The sequence below is a fragment of the Pedobacter gandavensis genome, from assembly GCF_032677645.1.
In the GTDB taxonomy this organism is placed as follows: Bacteria; Bacteroidota; Bacteroidia; order Sphingobacteriales; family Sphingobacteriaceae; genus Pedobacter; species Pedobacter gandavensis_A.
Genome location: NZ_JAVTSB010000007.1, coordinates 111,133 through 129,180 on the forward strand (window position 1 = coordinate 111,133; position 18,048 = coordinate 129,180).

The following is an 18,048-nucleotide window of genomic DNA, read 5'->3' on the forward strand; positions in this document are numbered from 1 at the left end:
AATTCTTCAATTTGCTTTTTTAATTTTATACCTGCCCATTAAGGTATGATCAAAAGTAGGCCCGGCTGTTGTATTATTCTTTTAAGAGTGGTTACCTCTAAATGAATATTAGTGAGTACATTGTTTGTCTCACCATGCGGCTTTACAAGCAGCCTCTTTAAATTCCTTATTCAATAATTACCTGAATTCCGGCTTTCTCAGCTTTGTAATTTATTTTATCCTTTAGGCTATAATAGCTCCAATTTTGAAGTAAGAACGGATCCTCTTTTGCTATTTCTTCTTTTTGTTGTTGATTAACCAGGATTAAGGTAGCAGCCTGATGTTTTATACAAAGATCAATTAGTCTACGGCTATAGATATGCAATTTGTACTCAACGTATTTTTTTTCATTGTTTTGATAGTCTACAAGACATTTCTTTTTTCTTTTCTCCCCATGTCCCCCGCGATTGAAGGTGATTCCTTTCTTTACCCTGAAAATGGCCGCTTGTATAGCTAACCTTCTATGTAGAAATTCCTCTTTATTCCCTATGGCGTATTGCTGATCTCCAATTTTAACATTTACCGGATGTTCAATGGAAAGTGTAGCTTCGGCAATTACTGCCGTGTCTAAAACATGTTGTTCTTTTTCAATTTGAATCACTGCCAGAAAATAGATTTTACCTTTATCTAACTGGATGTGGCTGGTTCGTAGTTTTATTGTCCCATTTTTTATTCTATTCAGAAGGATCTTTTTATCAGCTGTATCTTTCCCCAGAAAGGTTCTGAATGGAATTTGAAAGAGCTTAAAACAGAAGTTTTTGTTATCAGGAGCATTATCTAACTTTGTGATCGCTTCTGCAGCAAAAGGCATAGGAATATTTTTTTTGTAGTTTCTCAGCGACTTTTCACCTTTCCAATATGCAACTCTTTCTTTGTTAAAGGTAGCTAGCAATGTGTTATTTAAGTTGCTCAGGATATTGGTTGGAATATGTCCTTTAAAATGATTAGAAAGCAGGCGATAGGTGGTGTTTATTCTGGATGACTTGAGTATGCCGTTTGGTTCTTTTTTTTCATCAGCAATTTTTAGTTTGATTTCATCTGTTAAGTAGAAGAAGTCTTTTACCTGTTCCTGTACAAAGTGGTGGGTCATGATCATATTGGCCGATCGAAAACAAATCGATTGCCAATTGAATAGCTTGTCTTTGGTCTCTTTGATGAACTGATTGTCATCAGAATCAATGAGTAACTGGATCTTGCGGGTGATAATCATTGTGTTATTTTCCATGGCATTAAATTTTTACCTTTTTTATCTTGGTATAGGCCTGTACAAAAACCTTTTGGATATAGCTTTGGCTTAGGTTTAATGTTCTTGCAATTTCTTCAAAGCTGTATTGAAGCTCATATCGCATATTTAGAATTGTAGATTGCTCTTCGCATAGATCACCTTCGAACCTGAAATTGTTTGTTTTTCCAACAACATTGAGCTTTTGGCTATTCGTTAAAATAGATTTAAGAGATTGAAGTGTTTTTTCAATTGTTTTAGCGACCTGATAGTCTGATATGCCGCCCACATGCCAAGCAATACGTTCATAGCTAAATGAATATTTGATGCAAAGGCGGATGAATAACTGTTGATTTTGGGGAAGGTTTGGGAGGACGTTTTCTACTTGTTCCCATTGCTTGCGCATATTTTCGTCAAGCTCTTGTTGGTATAGCACATCTGTATCTTCTTCTTCCCAAGGGTTGTAACCACCGATATATTCCTGGTAATTTTCTAGGTCATCCAGTTTCAACATGTTTCGCTGAAATTTGGTGTCAGAAGTTCTGTAATAAGCTTTACACCCATCTGAAGTCCATTTTTTAACAAATGTTTCAATATGAGCTGGGTCAATAATAGTTTTTCTGATTAGCCAGAGCCTGAGAAATGCATCATTGACAATGCAATCAGCATTAAAGTCATCTTTTATATATTTTAATCCTTTAATATATAAAGATGGATATAGGAGCTTGTAAAAAAACTCAAGTCCCTTTTCATTGCCTTCTTGGAATATGTTAAAATAATACTGCCTGTCGGTTACTTTGTTACTTTTCATGCTCGTAGTTTATACGAGTCTTATTGGAACTTGTGCTCAAAAAATAAGGGAGAGACACCATCTCCAATCAGTTCCCGGGGTCTAACTCCCATAAACGTGATTTTCAACGATAGTGCCCACTCCCTTATCGCGCAAATATAGCACAATATGGTATGTGGGCATAATTTATCGCTCTCCGTTTATTTTAAATGTTAGACTTGGGAACGTGAGACTCTTTATTATACCTTAAAACGTTATTAACTTTTTCAACCTTAAATCATAAATCAAATATAACAAAGAAAACTAGTATATGCAATTCGTTCTTATTTAAGTTCATAATTACATTATAATTATTATTCTTTTTGATTGATGTCGAAAAGAGCGAAAATTTATGAAGCTGATGGAGTGAAACAGCTTATAGGTGAGAAATTGAAAGGTAGACGCCTATCATTAGAGTATTCGCTAAGTGATATTTCTGATATGACAGACTTTTCGAAATCCACCGTCATTAATTTAGAAAAAGGAATCGCTACTAATTTAGATTATTACATTGGGTACGCTAAAGCAATCGACTTTAAACTCACTAAGCTATTCGATTTACCAATTCTCTATAAACCAAAGTATGAGCTTTCAGAAGATAAAAAGAACAGAATTTTTTTATCAAAAAAATTGAGACAATTATATGACACACAGGATTTCTTTAGAAATGCAGTGACAGTAGATGATATTATACTACATTTTGAAAAGCAGAAAGAACTAACCAGAACCAGGAAATTGAGTGTAGATATTTCTAGGATATTATTGAACTGGGTAGAAGATGGAGTTTTATACGTTGTAGAAAAGCGAGGACGCATCAATGTCTATCGCAAAGCTGATAAGCTTTCCGAATAATAGGTGTTTGTTTTCGGACGCTCATTTGTGGCATGCGGAATTCCACTTGCTCAAAATTCTTATGCTCTTCCCGCTTTTGGTATTACTGTATGAGATAACCGGGGAAGCATTTGTTTTTTAACGCAAGTCACATCTTTCTAGATGAATTTGATAGGATAAGTTAATTAAAACAATAATTTTGTTATATTGCCCATTAAATTTAATTAGATCTTATCTGAATCATGAATCTAAGTGATAACGTTACTCAAATAATTCTGGCAGTTGTGGCTGCCCTTGTCGGGGCCGGATTAATTTTTCGGATCGTAATTCGTACAAACAAACGCAATGGTGGTGTTGACGTAAGAAACAGCAGTGTAACTGGTGATATTGCGGGGGGTAACATTAATAAAGCCGGTCGGGACATAAAGAAATAATATGTTTGACGATGGTGTTCGTGTATCTAACTCAAATGTAGTAGGACACATAGCGGGAGGAGACATTAATGACCTATCCACCAAAATGATCTTTTCAGGATCAAAAGGTGTTTATATGAAATCATTGTTGGATCGCTATAAAAAGGATTGCGAAGGTAGCCAAGTAAAAAGGGATTTTATTGATGATCTGGATTATTACAATAACAAACGTGATGGAGATGTTATCGGTCTTGAAGAAAAGTTGACAATGGCAAGCCGTGAAGATTTGTTTTGGTATGCGAATGATGCCAAAGACAGATTTCAACGTTTTTTGTTTAAAAATCAGTTTTCGGAAGCTGCCCAACAGATTTTTGTTCATCTGTTAACCGAAATACAATCTCGGTTTTTAAATGAAATTTACCAAGCACTGTGCAATGGTGAATCGCAGGAGAAAGTTAACCTCTTAATTACGGAACGTTTGATTAACCCTGTGAAGGAGGAACTTGGTGAAAACTACCTAGGCATCACAGCTATGCACATTAATGGTATGTTGTATTTCCTGACAGGAAACTGTCATCTAAAATGGACTAAATGACACTTGCTTATCACCCTGCCTTTGACTTGTACAATTGCATTTTTAGGATGCTTTGCTTACTTGATGGTTCAAAAGAATTAGAACTCTCTTTTGATAAATTACGCATTTGGGATTTTTACCTAACATTTCCTTCGCAGGTGAAGGAAATTCAATTTCCATCTGAATTGAGAAAGAATAAAAATACGCTTTTCAAAGTTGAAGATAATGCCTATGAAAAGCTGATTAACCCTAAGCGAATTTTTGAGAGAATGCATTCTTATCAACTTGCTGCTGTGAGATGTCTTGCTTCTTATGGTTTCGTCGATGCTGAAAGTTTATCTCGTAATGTTATAAAACGGACTAAAAAACCACTTCCTGTTGATTTAAAAGAGGAAATTGAAGGTATTTCCCCGTTGAAGAAAAATATAATTAAGTTGTTAGTGTCTGATTTTGTGTCACTTCCGTTATACGGAGAAAATGGCCTGAAACATCGCACCAAGTTAATAGACTTTAAATATGATCCAAGAACCTAATTCATATCTCTTTTTAAAAAGATTGGTTGTCACTAAACATTTGGGTGGTATTGCTTACGATGAGGAGTTCCATACTGGTGTTAACATTATTCGTGGTAAGAATAGCTCAGGAAAGTCTACTATCTCAAACCTCATTTACTATGCGTTAGGCGGTGACTATAATAGTTGGAACGGTGAATCATTACGTTGCCACGAGGTCTTTGCTCAAGTGGAAATTAATGGCGCAACTTTAACGCTTAAGCGCCAGATTACTACTTCTATACGACAACCTATGTCTATATTTTGGGGTAATTATGAAGAATCTAGGAAGGATGCAAGTGGTTGGAAAACTTTCGGCTATAATCAATATGACGAACGGGTGAGCTTCTCTAATATTCTTTTTAATGCATTGTCTTTTCCTGAAGTAAGAAATGAAGAGGACCGTAATATAAATATGAGTCAGGTGCTTAGATTGCTTTATGTGGATCAAGATTCCCCTACTCAAAAATTTTTTCGCTTTGAGAATTTTGATTACCCATTGACTAGGCAGGCGATTTCTGAATTGCTATTGGGTGTTTATGATGATAATTTGTACAGTGACAGGATTGATGTAAAAAAGAAAAATAAGGAAAAGGACGAAAAGGAGAAGGAACTGAAAAGTCAGCAGCAGGTGTTGAGCAATGCTGGAGCTGCAATTAATATTGCGGAATTGAATAACCGAATTAGTGGAGTAAATGGTGAAATTGCAAAGGTGAATCAGGATCTTGCAGAGGCAAGAGCAGCTGCGAAGATTAGGATTGCTGTGAATTCCCGCATGAATATTGAGCAACTGCAAACAGAGTTACAGGAGAAAAAAGAAGCCCACACTAATTTAAATGAGCAGATTTTTGAACTGGATAACGATATTGTTGATTCAAGGCAGTTTATTGCTATGCTTGAAGGACGGATAGGTGAATTAGCCAAATCAATGTCAGTACGGCGATCTTTGGGGCAATTGTCACTCACTTATTGTCCTGAATGCTTGTTGCCATTAGATAATCATGGCATTGATACTTCATGTTTTTTATGTAAGAAGGAATTGCCACAGGACGAGGCTCGCACCCATGCAAAAAGATTAAAGCAAGAATTGGAATTACAGGTTAAGGAATCCAGTATGTTATTAGGCAGAAAGGAAATAACTATTGCTGGAATGAGGTCTGCGCTTTCCGAAGCTAAACAGGCATTAGTAACCGCTCAAAGAAATCTTGATAATGCTATCGCTACTTCTCAGTCCTCTCGAGATGATCTGATTGATTCATTGCTTATTCGAAAAGGCGGTTTGGAGAGACAGATTGATTTCCTGAATGCACAACTAACAGGCTTGAATAAACTGGAAGCTTTGAGGCAAGAAGTACTTAGATTGACTACGGAAATAAAGGCTATCACACTTCGTATAGGTGAAAAGGAGGCTATTCAAAAAAGAAGCATTACCGATGCGATGAATCAAATTGAAAAAATCGCTATATGGCTTGTACAGAATGATTTGGATCGTCAAAAGGAATTTAAAAGTCCAAAACGAATAAAAATCGATTTCCTCAACGACTCCATTTCGTTAGATGAAAGTTTCAACTTTTCAGCTAGTTCTAATGTCTACCTTAAAAACTCCGGTCGGTTTGCGATTTTTTTTGCTTCTATTGTAAAGCAGTTTATGCGGTTTCCAAGGCTAATATTTTGTGACAATATGGAGGATAAAGGGATGGAAAAAGAGAGAACACAGAATTTTCAAAAATTAATTGTGCGTCTTTCGGAGCAGTACAAACATGTTCCTCATCAGATCATTTTCAGTACATCAATGATTGCTGATGAATTAGAAGGAAGTGTTTATTGCGTCGGCAGATTCTATGATCAGGATCACAAAACTTTGGATGTATAATCCAATTAATTTATTATTCATCAAAAAACTATAATGCTAACTAATAGCTTTTGTTAAAGTGACCTGATTAATAATTAGAGACTTAAAAACATGATGTTGATAATCAAAAGATGGGAAAAAGAATAAACAAAAAACACTTTATAATCTTTAACAACGGTGGTGTAATTAGCTCAACGACACCAAAGGATTGGGCAAGAGCCCACCAAAACTATTTTCCTAACAAGGACTTTTCGGATTCTGATAATACACCAACTGTGGAAGAGATTGAAAAATACCTAACTCAACATCAAAATTTTAAAAAGTTGAGTAACGATGATATTGTTATTTGTTATGACTACAAAGCAATCTAAGGATTTTAGATATGAGTTTAGGGTTATCGCCATATTGGCATCGGCTACTTCGGCACTTTGAAAGGAAAGGATATATCCAAAATGGACTTACCATTCCTTTTTTGATTGGCGCATTAGAGGTAATGGAACCGGATGCAAAACAATGGACTATAAATGAAATGACTGAATCGCTTAACAATATTGGTTGCACAATTTTGAAATGCTCAAACATTGGGGAATTTGTCATCGGCTCTTTAGATACCGAAACCTTGAAATGCAAGAAACTCTACCATAAACCTTGTGACAAAATAATTGTGACAGATAGTTCTCTTGATCAGGTGAAATTTTTTGTTGAACTTTTAAGTTTGTTTGATCGGCTGTATCAATCACGATTGGACAATAAAGAATTTTCTAAGAATGATGGCTCTTGGACATATTTTACTAGAACTGACTTGGATAGAATAAAAGAAACAATATGAAAACTGTCTCTGATAAGGTTGTTTTTATGTTTTGTCTATAGGAACAAACATTAAATCCAGACTTTTTTGAACGGATCCATTTATCTTCTAAACTTTCACAAATCTAAAACAGACAAAATTAAATTATGGAAGATGAGGCCCTCCTGCTGGCTGAAGAGGTTATACGAGAATATTCATTAATTACCCGTAAACTTCTGGACAATACTATTTCGATTGGCAAAGAGATCGCACAAAGAAATCTTGGTATGCTGCTAGTATATCACAGTATAACTATTGCTAATGCTAAAAGCTTGGTTGGGGAAATACAAGAGATTCATAAAAAATCTTTGATGACAAACCGTGAAACAAGCTGTGACTTTAATATGCTTAGGCTATTTAGTATTGGAGAGACACAACATAGTTATTTATTAGCTTATTTTTTGAATCCCAACGAGGCACATGGACAGGGCCATTTATTCCTGAATATCTTTCTCGACCTGTTGGAGATAGACCGGCGGCATGATAGCGAAAATTGGATAATTACTGCAGAAAAAGGTAGAATTGATGTACTTCTAAAAAGAGTTCACCCCCATTCAGTAGTAGTGATAGAGAACAAATCAAATTACGCGAAAGATCAGGATCATCAGTTATATCGTTATTGGCATCAGGAAATTTATCGGACGATCTGCGAAAGACATTTGCCAGAAAATTATATTTCCAATCCGCCCAGACAGCTGTACCAGTTGCTTTATCTTTCTCCTGGAGATTGGAAGATACCAAGTACAAATACATTGACGAAGCCTATTGGGTGGGATGAAAAATTACCTAAAAAGGTCCCGATAGAGGCCAGACATTTATTGTTCAGAGATTTTGTATGTGACTGGCTAACAAGGTCGTTAGATCGATTGCCAAAAGATAATTATAGGATAAGGGAATATGTAAAACAGTATATTGAATATTGGAACTAAAATATTATGCAAAAGGAATTATTAAATCAAACAATTGGGCTTTTTGATAGCCCCGAAAAATGGAACGCTTTTGTGGAACTTGCCAATCAAAAGGAAACGATGAAATGGCATTATCTCCAAAAACTTAAACAACCTTTATTGAAATATTTTATGACAAATCCAGTTGAAGGATGGGTGTGTGAGCCTTGGGGTAATCAGCAATACGATATCCGCTGGTACCTAGCTGATTTCGGCAAGAATTCACTAGGACTCGCAGTAGGATGGACATTTGAGTTTCACCTTAGACTAGAAGATCCAGTGGGTTTTGATAGTTCTAAAATGGATGAGTTGCTAAAAACAGATTATTCAATGCTCCTTTCTGCATTCGATAGGGTTGACAGACAGTTTGAGACTCATACTAAGGCAATGGAAACACGTAACTATAATTTTGGTAGCCCATATGATTTTAATTTTGATAATTCACACATCGATAAGATGTCTTGGTTTGCGGGAAATAGGACTGAAGATTTTATAGCACAGATTATAAAGAAAGTTGAGCGCTTTAGACAGGATGAAAGCTTGACAAGGATGCTATACGATCTCAACGCTAGAACGAAAATTGAGACGCAAAAGATTATATAAAATTTGAAGCGAAAACAGTAAAATATATAGTAATTGTGGCCTCTGTTTGTGAAATTGTCTTATTTTGAAATATATCAAAATTGCGTTATGGGTAGAATGAAAGATTTAGTGATTGTTCAACAGGATATGGATGAAGGCAGATATGATCAGGATATTGATTATGACTATATGTATTGGGTTGACTCCATTCTTGGAAATAAACAGTACTTCAAAGAATTTGAAACCGCAATGAATGGACTTGACCAGCTTAGTGGACAGGTGTTTCCTGATGAAAACCTGCAGCAAATTTTATGGAGACAGGTTTACATTGGAGCAATAGGTTCAATGGAAGTTTTTCTTGCTGATGCCTTTAATAATATCACCTTGGCTAAGCCAAAATACTTAAAGAAATTTGTAGAGACTAATCCAGAATTCAAGAATCGTAGATTTGATATGCGAGAGATTTATGAAGTCTATGATAAAATTAGTGAGACTGCAAAAAAAATAATGTATGATACGATTTACCATGATTTAGGTAAAGTAAAGCAAATGTATACTACAACTTTCAATATGAAATTTCCGGATATTGGTGCTGTATCCAAGGCTGTTCATAAACGTCATGATCTCGTCCATCGAAATGGTAAAACTAAAACAGGAAAAAAAATTATTTTATCTGCAGAAGAACTTTCAGAAACTTTAGGTATAGTCAAATTGCTAGTTTCTGGCATTCAGAATGAACTCCGCGCTGCGAATGTAGATTTTTATGACGCTAAAGTTGACCAATTGAATTGATGTATAAAACTGTCAACTGTTTTACTGTCAATATGAAGAGCCTAGGTAATCTTACCATTACTCAACAGTTCTTTCTTTAATCGAATAAGGGTTCTAAATTCCATTTTATCTATTTCTTTGTGCTGCAATCTGCGCAGTATTGAAACAGGATACAAGTTAGACCTTAATGGGGAAATGGTCCAACGATATCCGTTTTTAGTGTCTAAGATAGTTCATTTTAATTAGTGCAATGGTTTCTGTATTAGGCTACTGCCCGTGTTTTGGTTTTATGAGAAGAAAAGGTTAACTAAAATTAAATTATTTCCTATGCTCTATTCTTTTCGACAACCAATTAATTTAGCGCGGAGGGATAAGTACTTAACTTTCTTTCTTATTCTCTTTGGCTCAACATAACTATAGTTTCATCTTCGACCAGCGTATTAAGGTTGCTGCAGTTATTTCAAGTGTGGTTTCATGATTGATGAAAATCTTGTAAGGAGGCTTGAACTTATCATCGTACTTTTCCCAGTTGATGGATTCGTACTTGTAACCGAGATACTTCAGGGAATTATTTCCTACGTCGAGGGTGTAAGGTTTATTATTCTCTTTCTGGTATTTAATTAATTCTGCTACTGACTTTGTCAAGGCGACTGCATAGTTTTCCAAAGAATCTGTGAGGTTGCCGAAATGAGAGTCGCAACTCAGCCTAATGATGGGATTTTCAAAATTCGCAATGTCTACGTATTGCACACAACCTATATAATCATGGGGTAGGTTGAGAAATGATAGGTAACGAGTTCGTAAAAAATGAGTGCTCATTGTATTACTGGACGGGCGCTCGTTTGGTTCAAAATATTTTCTCATCCGTAAAACTGGATCCGGTGTTGAAAAATCAACGAGACATAAATTGAAGATAACGTGTTCAATGTAATAGTTAAAATTGACCCCGTTCTGATGTGTTTTCCCATATTTGGTGATGGTCTCAGGAAACACGATTGTATGATGTTTTCCACTATAATCACTGACAATGACATTAGCATTCTCTACCCATGCATAGTCAATTGAAGATACCGGTATCCATTGTTGTTCAGCGTTTGGGAATTGGATAAATTTATAAAGCGACTTACTTGACACATTTATTAACGATCCATCATAGGCGATCAATAACTGCCAGAACGTTTCCATGTCAAGTCCAGACGATGAAAATTCCAGCACCTTTTCCCAAAGTTCACCGCTTGCTCTATCAATTAAACGCTGGAGTTGTCGCCATTTTGGAGCTGATTGAAAGATACTATTATTTTCAAGCGGTTCTCTGGCGGGATTAAGTTCAGGCTTGATTTTTCCACGCACATCAATGGTAAATGGGTGTTCCGAATGTATACGGCTAGTTAGATGGCCCAGGTTCATCATTTCGTATTTGTCAGCTCCCTGACGTCCTGGCTTACCGCATACAAGAATACCATCTAGGCAAACAACATGATTTTCGAAATGGACCATATCAAACTGTTTGCGTTCCCCTGAAGATTTGTGATAATAGGTCAATGTTGCTCTTTCATCTTTCCAGTTGTCATCTTGCTCTAAGACGAAGTAGCCTTCGGTTGAACTGAATCCCGGTAAGCCATTTTCATCTTTCAAAAAGCTTTGCCTTAGAAACCCATGTAGGTCTGGATGTATTGTGGTAAGATCTATCTCAATTGTCACTATTGAAGTTATCCTTCGTTTTTCAAGGAAGGTTAACTTCACATCTATGCTTGGAGTAATTGAAATGGATTTTTGAAGACATTCGATTTCGCAGGTGGCCTCAATCGGAAATTCGTTAGCGAGTGCGACTCCCTGTAAAATCGTGGTCAGGCGAATCGGGTCGGACCAATCATCAAAAATCGGCTTCCTTTCTCGACTGAAAACTTTAATTGAAGTTCCAATTGGCTGGTCAGAAGCTCCTTGCCTAATGATCATCAAACCACCTAAACCATTTATCTCTATTTTTAAAGGAGGACCTTGTGCGGTGCCATGTCCGTAATCCTTTCTTGTCAATATTTCAATTCTGTCGCCGATCATAAAGCACGACATAAACCCGATTCCAAATTGGGAACAAGGTTCAAAATCAACGTTTTTTTCCTGTAGATTTGCTCTAAGTTGTTCAAATTCAGGTGATTTGTAGTAGCTTCTGCCGACTTTTCCAAGGAAGTTTCTAATGATTCCTTCATCCATTCCAACGCCATTGTCGACACATTCTACAACGTTGTCACCATTTTCATCAATGAAATTCTTGAAACGGATAATTCCTTTGCCCCAATCTAAACCTTCTGTTGCTAAAAGGGCTTTTCGAAGTCTCAGTGCATCAAGGCTGTTTTGTAGCAGCTCACGGATAAACAACGAGGCATTTTTATAAAGGTTGTTTGTAAGTAACAAATTGACAATCTCATTTCGTGACAAGGTGAATTCAACATCACTGTACTGATATTTATTGTTTTTTGGAGAGAGCCTGCTTCGATCAGTCCTTTCTGGGAGATCTATAGCGTAATGACCGTCTTGCTTCGGAAATAAACGCAATGTTCTTTGAGCGCTTGTTAACTCTTCATCAATCCAATCCATAAAAGTTCTTGCCGTTTTTTCATAAACAGGATGGTCAAACAGCATGGTAAATCTTACTCTTGCTTTATTGATCTCCCAACCTTGAACACTCCGGTGTTTTTGCCATTCCTGTATACTAAGGGGACTGGTAAAGTGGATTGACTTGAATAGGATATCAGGAGTCCTGTCTGCATCAAAATCTAGTATGTCAGCCAGTCGAAGTACAATACATAGAAATATCGAGTTCACTGTGCAATTCCCGATATTATCATCAAAATTTAATCCGCTTTCGTTGAGTAGCCATTCATGTGACTTTACGTGGGACAAACATATATTTGCAAGTAGGTGACTAACATTTATGCCATAGATTGATGCCCTGGGATCATCGGACAGAGCGCTGTTGATGTAATCAGCTGATCGCTGTCCATGGTTGATCCTGAGAAAATCGGTGAGGCATGCAGCATCTAGTTCATTTACTAATTTGTTGAGCCTGATCTTCTCTTGACCGGATATTGCACTGCTCACGACTTGTCGAACAATTTCTTGGTAGTTCGGGTGGTCTAATTGCCAATTCTTCTTAAATAGGTTGAAGCGATCATTTGTTGCAAGGCCTTGAGATTCGCTAACATCTAAAACCATTCCCTGATCGTGGTAGAAAGCAGCCATTATTAGGAGCCAGATTTCAAGGTCATTGAGTGATTTTAGTTTAGTACCAATTATAATAGACATGAGCTCAGTGACCCTGAGAAAATGAACTTCATCATGAAGCGTATATTCTGGAAAATATTTAGGTAATACTTTTATCCTTTCGCTAGCATCTGCGCAAAGGTCAGCTATATTGCCAACTATCGACTTATTGTTTTCCCTCGAAAGTAATTCTTTGTATAAAGTTGTATCCTCGATTTTTTTTAGTGAAATGACTTTGCTCATGTTAATATATCTGCAATTCGAAGCTACAAAATATAATCTGCTCTTTAACCAAAGTTAAAACACATGTCAGGATTTCCGGGCTTCATAGGAGCCTCTCAAAGGCCTAAAAGGGTAATGGTTGATCGAACCCAGTAAATAATTGCAGGTGTTTTAATGACTTTTGCAAATTATACATATCTTAGTTTTTGAGAGCGTTAATTTAAAACCGGGGCTTGTCATCTGACAAATTCCCGGTTTTTTGTTTGGCAACGCTGTTTAAATTATTAGGATGATTAATATAGTTCTCGACACCAATTCCTGGCTTTATCTCTGTAATGGTTATGATCAGGAGACCAACAAGCACCAGAGCGGCTTACATTTTAAATTATTGGCTGAACTTATTTCCTTAGTGGAACGTGGCGTAGTTCGCTTATTTGTAAATGATGTGATCATTAAAGAATTTAAGAGAAACCGTGACGTGGCCGAAAACCACATCAAGAAAATGGAAACCACACTTCAAGGTAAGGCCGACTTTTTTAAGGGGATAAAGAAAGAGCTTTCAGAAGAGGGAAAGAAAAAAGTAGATGAGGTTTTTAAAGAGCTGGAAGCAAGTGTAAAGAAAGAAATTGACCTTAATGAAACTCATATTCAAAAAGTTGAAGACTTACTATTTAATAAAGCAGAGACCATTCCCATCAAACCGGAATTTTACATTGAAGCCGGAAAGCTGGCAGAAGATAAGAAGGCTCCTTTTCATAAGAAAAATAACAGCGTAGGCGATGCGTTGATCTTGTTATCGGCTGCTGATTTTTTTAGGAATGATCAATATGATGATACCGGAGATACTATTTTTGTATCGAATAATTCCGATGATTATTGCGCCAGCAAAGGAAGTAAGGAGGTCCATCCTGATCTTCAACCTTATTTCCAATCCTCGGGAATTACTTTTGAACTTAATATTGGTAAAGCACTCAATTTAAGCCAGGAGTTAATTGCACAAATTGATGCTTACAATGACTACATGGATACCATTAGTCATTGTATTGCTAATTGTAAGGGAGAGGAATTGGGAACTAACATTGTTGTTTATGATCCGGCCATTGAGGTTAAAATTGAAAATACTGAAGATCATCATTTTAATCCAGATCAGTTGCAATTAGATCTGCCAGATGATTTTAAGATCACCGAAGCAGATATTGAAGCAGCCAATAGCAAAAACAGAATTTTGTTAGAATTTGGATCTTGCCAACATTGCAATGCATTTCATGTCCGATGTGAATGCGGGGCGGTTAATTATCACTACGGAGATCTTGAATTTGAGTGCGACTGTGGTATAATTATTTACCAAGATGAGGATGGTGATTACTGCGTTGCTCGGGAATGGCCGGAACAGGAATGATAGTTTTGAACTGTATTAAATTTCTCAGTACGGTAATTAAAAAGATAGGTATAATTTTACCAGAGAAAAATTATATTCTCTGTTTTAGCCTTTATATAATTTTTTTTGTGAGTTATATTTGCTCTATATGATAAGTAAAATTACACAAACCGAGTACTTGCATGCAATTTATTTAAATGACAGGTTAAAATGCGAAAATATTTTTTCAAGTGGTCAGTTACATTCTTTAATGACCACCTCTATCTATCTACACGGACCTAGAAGTGATTATTATACCTTACCACTGGACGAACTGAAAAATAAACCGGGTGAGATTTTCAAAGGACTTGTTAACCCAAGATCAGGGGCGTTGATAGAAGCTGATATAATTAGAAGAGGGCAACATCTGGTTAAATTTGGCAGGAATGTAACAGAACAGTATCAAAAACATATTTTAAAAGTAGCGGATGCTGAGTTGGCCTTCGAAAGCCACCGCCGTGAATTAGACCCAAAGCGCCAGTTGCCGAGTAGGCTAACATGCCTGTTTATATGTGAAGATGATGACCGTGGTGCAAACAACATCCGCTCAATGTTAAATGAAACAAAAGGAATTTTGATTTGCAGAGTTCGTGTCGAAGTTATACCAATGGGGTATCATCAGGCGGATTTCAGATGGTTTAATGCCTATTACAAACAACCGCTCCAGAAGTATATCGAAAATTATTGGGCTGGAAAACCCTATGATGATAGCAGGGTTTGGGAATGCCTATTAGAAGGAACAATTACCTTTTGTCAGGAAGATATTGATAATGTACGCCTCTATGGTAATTTCGGATAATGGTTCTTCGCTTCCCATATATGAAGTAAAAGATACAGAAGCTGCAACTTTGGTAGTTGGGATGATAAAGCAGAAATTTACCCGGTATATGCCCGATCTTTATTTTAAAAATTATGCAGGATTCTATGAAGTTGTTGGACGAGTACCCGTTGATGTTGTGTATGATGTTAGCTCTCTTGATGAAGGCTAATTATTTGAACCTTCATTTACATCAGGTTGGAAAATGAATTCTATGATAGAAAAACATTTGGAGCCTGAAGAGATAAAGCCTAAATCTAGTAAGTCCCTAAAGTTAAAGCAACTGATTAATAAGAGTAAATATTAAAAATTATGGTGAAAGAGGATATGAAAGTATTTAGTGAATATATATATTATCTGGACAAAGAAGTTTCGGATAAAATAGCTATTGATTTTGCCCTTATTGATCAAAGCGGATTTTATGAACTTTACCAGTACAAAATTGATAAAACTTACTGGAGATTAGAAAAGGCAGATAAATATCAAGTACAGTTTCTTGTGCGAATGGAAAGCCTAAATGATTGGGTTAATTTTGATTCAAGAAATTTAGAAATTGGCCTATTGCTCAAAACGAGAGGAAATTCAATAAAGAAATGCATTTGGGCGGGTTGTGGAGAAATATCACTTCAAAGGATAGTCTACTGTGAATTGCATGCATATCTAGAAATGGGAATAAGAAAATAGGTTAAGTTAAAGAACGATGATGAAAAAGGCGGCATAGAAGCAGATTTGACCATTGGTATAGTTCGCTGTTTTAGGATCAGGTAACTTAAACCAAAACTACAAATTAATTCTACTCCAAATTTTTGGTTCAATAATAATCCGGTTAAGGTAGTTTTTCACGAGATTTACACTAATTAACAACTAGAGCAAAGGCAAATTCAAATAAAACCTTTGGCACTTAAATCATTAATAATAGGCTCTATAAGCCTTAAAAAACGATCTAAATGTTCAAAGTAATTCGTAGAAACGGTACAGAAATCTTTCCCATATGGGAAAGATTATCAAAAATTAAAAGCCTTTAGATATCATCTAAAGGCTTTTTTAGTTTTTTAACTGTTGCATTTTTTGCAACAGCTGCTTCGAATACTGTTCCGATCTCTAAAAAATCACTAAAAATAGGTTTTAACAGCAAATTCAAATTGATTCTTGAAAATTTCCTTAAAAGGATTAATGTTATTTTGCTCATAAAATATCAGCATTGCCTTTTTGTATTCGATTGAATCTACTGTTCTAAATGACAAGGGGCAATGTTCATGAGCGATCAATAAAGCATTGCTGACTATCCGGGCAGTACGTTTATTACCGTCATTAAAAGCCTGTATATAAGATAGCAGCACTAAAGCCAGTAACGCTTTTTCAAAGATGTTTTCTTTCTCGTTAATCAGCGTGCACATATCATTGAGGGCATCACGTATCTGATGCTCATTATCTAAGGGCTTATAATTGGTTCCGGAGATACCTACACGTCTCTGGCGGATGTTTCTGTCCACACCCAGATCTTTGATCAACAGACTATGTATATCCTCTATACTCCTAATGGTTAAAGGTACAACATAGTCAGGATGTGCTACAATAAAATTGATCGCTTCCTTATGATTCAGCAACATAGTCGCATCATCTTTCGGTTTACCTTCAGCAGTTTCCTGTTCCTTCAGCAGGCGTTCTGTTTCCAGAAGCGAATAGGTATTTCCCTCGATTTGTGATGATTTCCAACTTAGATCAATGGCTAGTCGTTCTAGTTCTTTACTATAGGTAGCTGGAGTTAATGTCGCAATATTTTCCCTGAATTGGCGATGAAGTCCTTTTAGATGATGATCTTCATCATCGTTGAAAAGCTTAACATTCCTCAGCACTTCTGTAATCAGCTCCAGGTTAAAGCTATCCTTGATCTGACGTTCATCTACCTCTTGCTTAAAATATTCTTCAACATTAAGGGGTTGGAGTAATTCATAAGAGGCACTTACAGCGTATTTTGTAGCCTTAGACTTTCCTTCAGAAACAACGAAGCCTTGAGCGGAAAGGTTCGATAAAATGCGTTTTACCGTTGCATAGGCAACCTTTTCGCTCAGCGCATTATGGATTGTTTTGGATGAACTTAATGGATGATCCTTTAAGTAATTAAGGATCAGAGTAGCATTTTTTCCTTGCATAATATTTAAATGTAGCTCACTGTTTGTGCAAATGTAGCTCATTTTTAATTATAAATGAGCTACAAATGAGATTGTGATGAGCTACAACATTGTAGTCATAGAAAATGAAGCTCATTTTAGTAAGAAATGCGGCTCAATATAGGCGAAAAATGAGCTGTAAATAATATCAACATGAGCCGCAAATTAAAATGTTTATCTGGATTAGCAATATGCATTTTTTGCACATTGCTTTTTTCTCCAGTTCTTTTCTCGGAAATGTATTGTAGCAATTCTATAGCTTACTTCTCAAGTTAAAACCAAAATTATATTACTAACCAAATTTTCGGTTCAAAAGTAGAGCACTAAGGGTATTACATTAAAAGTTTATTAATGCTTGGCTACTAATTTTTCATTCATTTTATGAACCCCTTTACTTTCAAATCTTCAATAATAGGCTCTATAAGCCTTAAAAAACGATCTAAATGTTCAAAGTAATCCGGAGTAACGGTACAGAAATCTTTCCCATATGGGAAAGATTATCAAAAAATATATTTTTGAAGCCTTTAGATGATATCTAAAGGCTTTTTTAATTTTTGATATTTATAAGGTTGACAATTGCCTTCACCATCATCTCCTTCTCATTATACTTGCTTTCAGCTATCATTAGCATTAACCAATGCATTGTCTCTAATAGGTCTCGATCCATCTGACTTATAAAGAATGCGGTTCTTTTTCAGAAAC

The 18,048-nt window shown here is 36.0% G+C and carries 17 protein-coding genes; 13 read left to right on the forward strand and 4 right to left on the reverse strand.

Annotated features, from left to right (window positions below):
* Positions 1 to 166 precede the first annotated feature (166 nt).
* Together R2Q66_RS12940 and R2Q66_RS12945 are read right to left on the reverse strand one after the other, a co-directional pair.
* Positions 167 to 1,264, reverse strand: coding sequence for a hypothetical protein (locus R2Q66_RS12940; RefSeq protein ID WP_316749585.1), 1,098 nt, complete (start codon positions 1,262 to 1,264; stop codon positions 167 to 169).
* A 4-nt stretch (positions 1,265 to 1,268) separates the two neighbouring features.
* Positions 1,269 to 2,072, reverse strand: coding sequence for a sigma factor-like helix-turn-helix DNA-binding protein (locus R2Q66_RS12945; protein WP_316749587.1), 804 nt, complete (start codon positions 2,070 to 2,072; stop codon positions 1,269 to 1,271).
* A gap of 348 nt (positions 2,073 to 2,420) precedes the next feature.
* Between R2Q66_RS12945 and R2Q66_RS12950 the strand changes: the two genes are divergently transcribed.
* From R2Q66_RS12950 to R2Q66_RS12990, 9 genes are all read left to right on the forward strand, one after another.
* Positions 2,421 to 2,942, forward strand: coding sequence for a hypothetical protein (locus R2Q66_RS12950; protein ID WP_316749590.1), 522 nt, complete (start codon positions 2,421 to 2,423; stop codon positions 2,940 to 2,942).
* A gap of 414 nt (positions 2,943 to 3,356) precedes the next feature.
* Positions 3,357 to 3,929 carry an ABC-three component system protein gene (locus tag R2Q66_RS12955; RefSeq protein ID WP_316749592.1) on the forward strand — a complete coding sequence of 191 codons (573 nt, stop codon included), beginning with the start codon at positions 3,357 to 3,359 and terminating at the stop codon, positions 3,927 to 3,929.
* Positions 3,926 to 4,441, forward strand: coding sequence for an ABC-three component system middle component 5 (locus R2Q66_RS12960; RefSeq protein WP_316749594.1), 516 nt, complete (start codon positions 3,926 to 3,928; stop codon positions 4,439 to 4,441). Before R2Q66_RS12955 ends, R2Q66_RS12960 begins: the two co-directional genes overlap by 4 nt.
* Positions 4,425 to 6,332, forward strand: coding sequence for an AAA family ATPase (locus R2Q66_RS12965; protein ID WP_316749595.1), 1,908 nt, complete (start codon positions 4,425 to 4,427; stop codon positions 6,330 to 6,332). Before R2Q66_RS12960 ends, R2Q66_RS12965 begins: the two co-directional genes overlap by 17 nt.
* Before the next feature lie 110 nt (positions 6,333 to 6,442).
* Complete coding sequence (locus R2Q66_RS12970) at positions 6,443 to 6,682, forward strand: hypothetical protein (protein WP_316749597.1); 240 nt, start codon at positions 6,443 to 6,445, stop codon at positions 6,680 to 6,682.
* 11 nt (positions 6,683 to 6,693) lie between these two features.
* Complete coding sequence (locus R2Q66_RS12975) at positions 6,694 to 7,140, forward strand: hypothetical protein (protein WP_316749599.1); 447 nt, start codon at positions 6,694 to 6,696, stop codon at positions 7,138 to 7,140.
* Between the two features lie 125 nt (positions 7,141 to 7,265).
* Positions 7,266 to 8,087: a PD-(D/E)XK nuclease family protein gene (locus R2Q66_RS12980; RefSeq protein WP_316749601.1), complete on the forward strand. Its 822-nt coding sequence runs from the start codon at positions 7,266 to 7,268 to the stop codon at positions 8,085 to 8,087.
* Between the two features lie 6 nt (positions 8,088 to 8,093).
* On the forward strand, positions 8,094 to 8,708 hold the full coding sequence (locus R2Q66_RS12985) for a hypothetical protein (protein ID WP_316749604.1): 615 nt from the start codon (positions 8,094 to 8,096) through the stop codon (positions 8,706 to 8,708).
* An 87-nt stretch (positions 8,709 to 8,795) separates the two neighbouring features.
* Entirely contained in the window at positions 8,796 to 9,479 is a 684-nt protein-coding gene (locus tag R2Q66_RS12990) for a hypothetical protein (RefSeq protein WP_316749606.1), read from the forward strand.
* Positions 9,480 to 9,872: 393 nt separating this feature from the next.
* Here the strand turns inward: R2Q66_RS12990 and R2Q66_RS12995 are convergent, their stop codons facing one another.
* The gene (locus R2Q66_RS12995; RefSeq protein WP_316749607.1) at positions 9,873 to 12,962 is read right to left on the reverse strand and encodes a hypothetical protein; all 3,090 of its coding nucleotides are present in this window, start codon (positions 12,960 to 12,962) and stop codon (positions 9,873 to 9,875) included.
* A gap of 268 nt (positions 12,963 to 13,230) precedes the next feature.
* Between R2Q66_RS12995 and R2Q66_RS13000 the strand changes: the two genes are divergently transcribed.
* From R2Q66_RS13000 to R2Q66_RS13015, 4 genes are all read left to right on the forward strand, one after another.
* Entirely contained in the window at positions 13,231 to 14,340 is a 1,110-nt protein-coding gene (locus tag R2Q66_RS13000; RefSeq protein ID WP_316749609.1) for a PIN domain-containing protein, read from the forward strand.
* A 127-nt stretch (positions 14,341 to 14,467) separates the two neighbouring features.
* On the forward strand, positions 14,468 to 15,157 hold the full coding sequence (locus tag R2Q66_RS13005; protein WP_316749610.1) for a hypothetical protein: 690 nt from the start codon (positions 14,468 to 14,470) through the stop codon (positions 15,155 to 15,157).
* Positions 15,141 to 15,347: a hypothetical protein gene (locus tag R2Q66_RS13010; protein ID WP_316749612.1), complete on the forward strand. Its 207-nt coding sequence runs from the start codon at positions 15,141 to 15,143 to the stop codon at positions 15,345 to 15,347. Before R2Q66_RS13005 ends, R2Q66_RS13010 begins: the two co-directional genes overlap by 17 nt.
* A gap of 140 nt (positions 15,348 to 15,487) precedes the next feature.
* The gene (locus R2Q66_RS13015) at positions 15,488 to 15,859 is read left to right on the forward strand and encodes a hypothetical protein (protein WP_316749614.1); all 372 of its coding nucleotides are present in this window, start codon (positions 15,488 to 15,490) and stop codon (positions 15,857 to 15,859) included.
* A gap of 428 nt (positions 15,860 to 16,287) precedes the next feature.
* Here the strand turns inward: R2Q66_RS13015 and R2Q66_RS13020 are convergent, their stop codons facing one another.
* Positions 16,288 to 17,328, reverse strand: coding sequence for a Fic family protein (locus tag R2Q66_RS13020; RefSeq protein ID WP_316749616.1), 1,041 nt, complete (start codon positions 17,326 to 17,328; stop codon positions 16,288 to 16,290).
* Between the last annotated feature and the right edge of the window lie 720 nt (positions 17,329 to 18,048).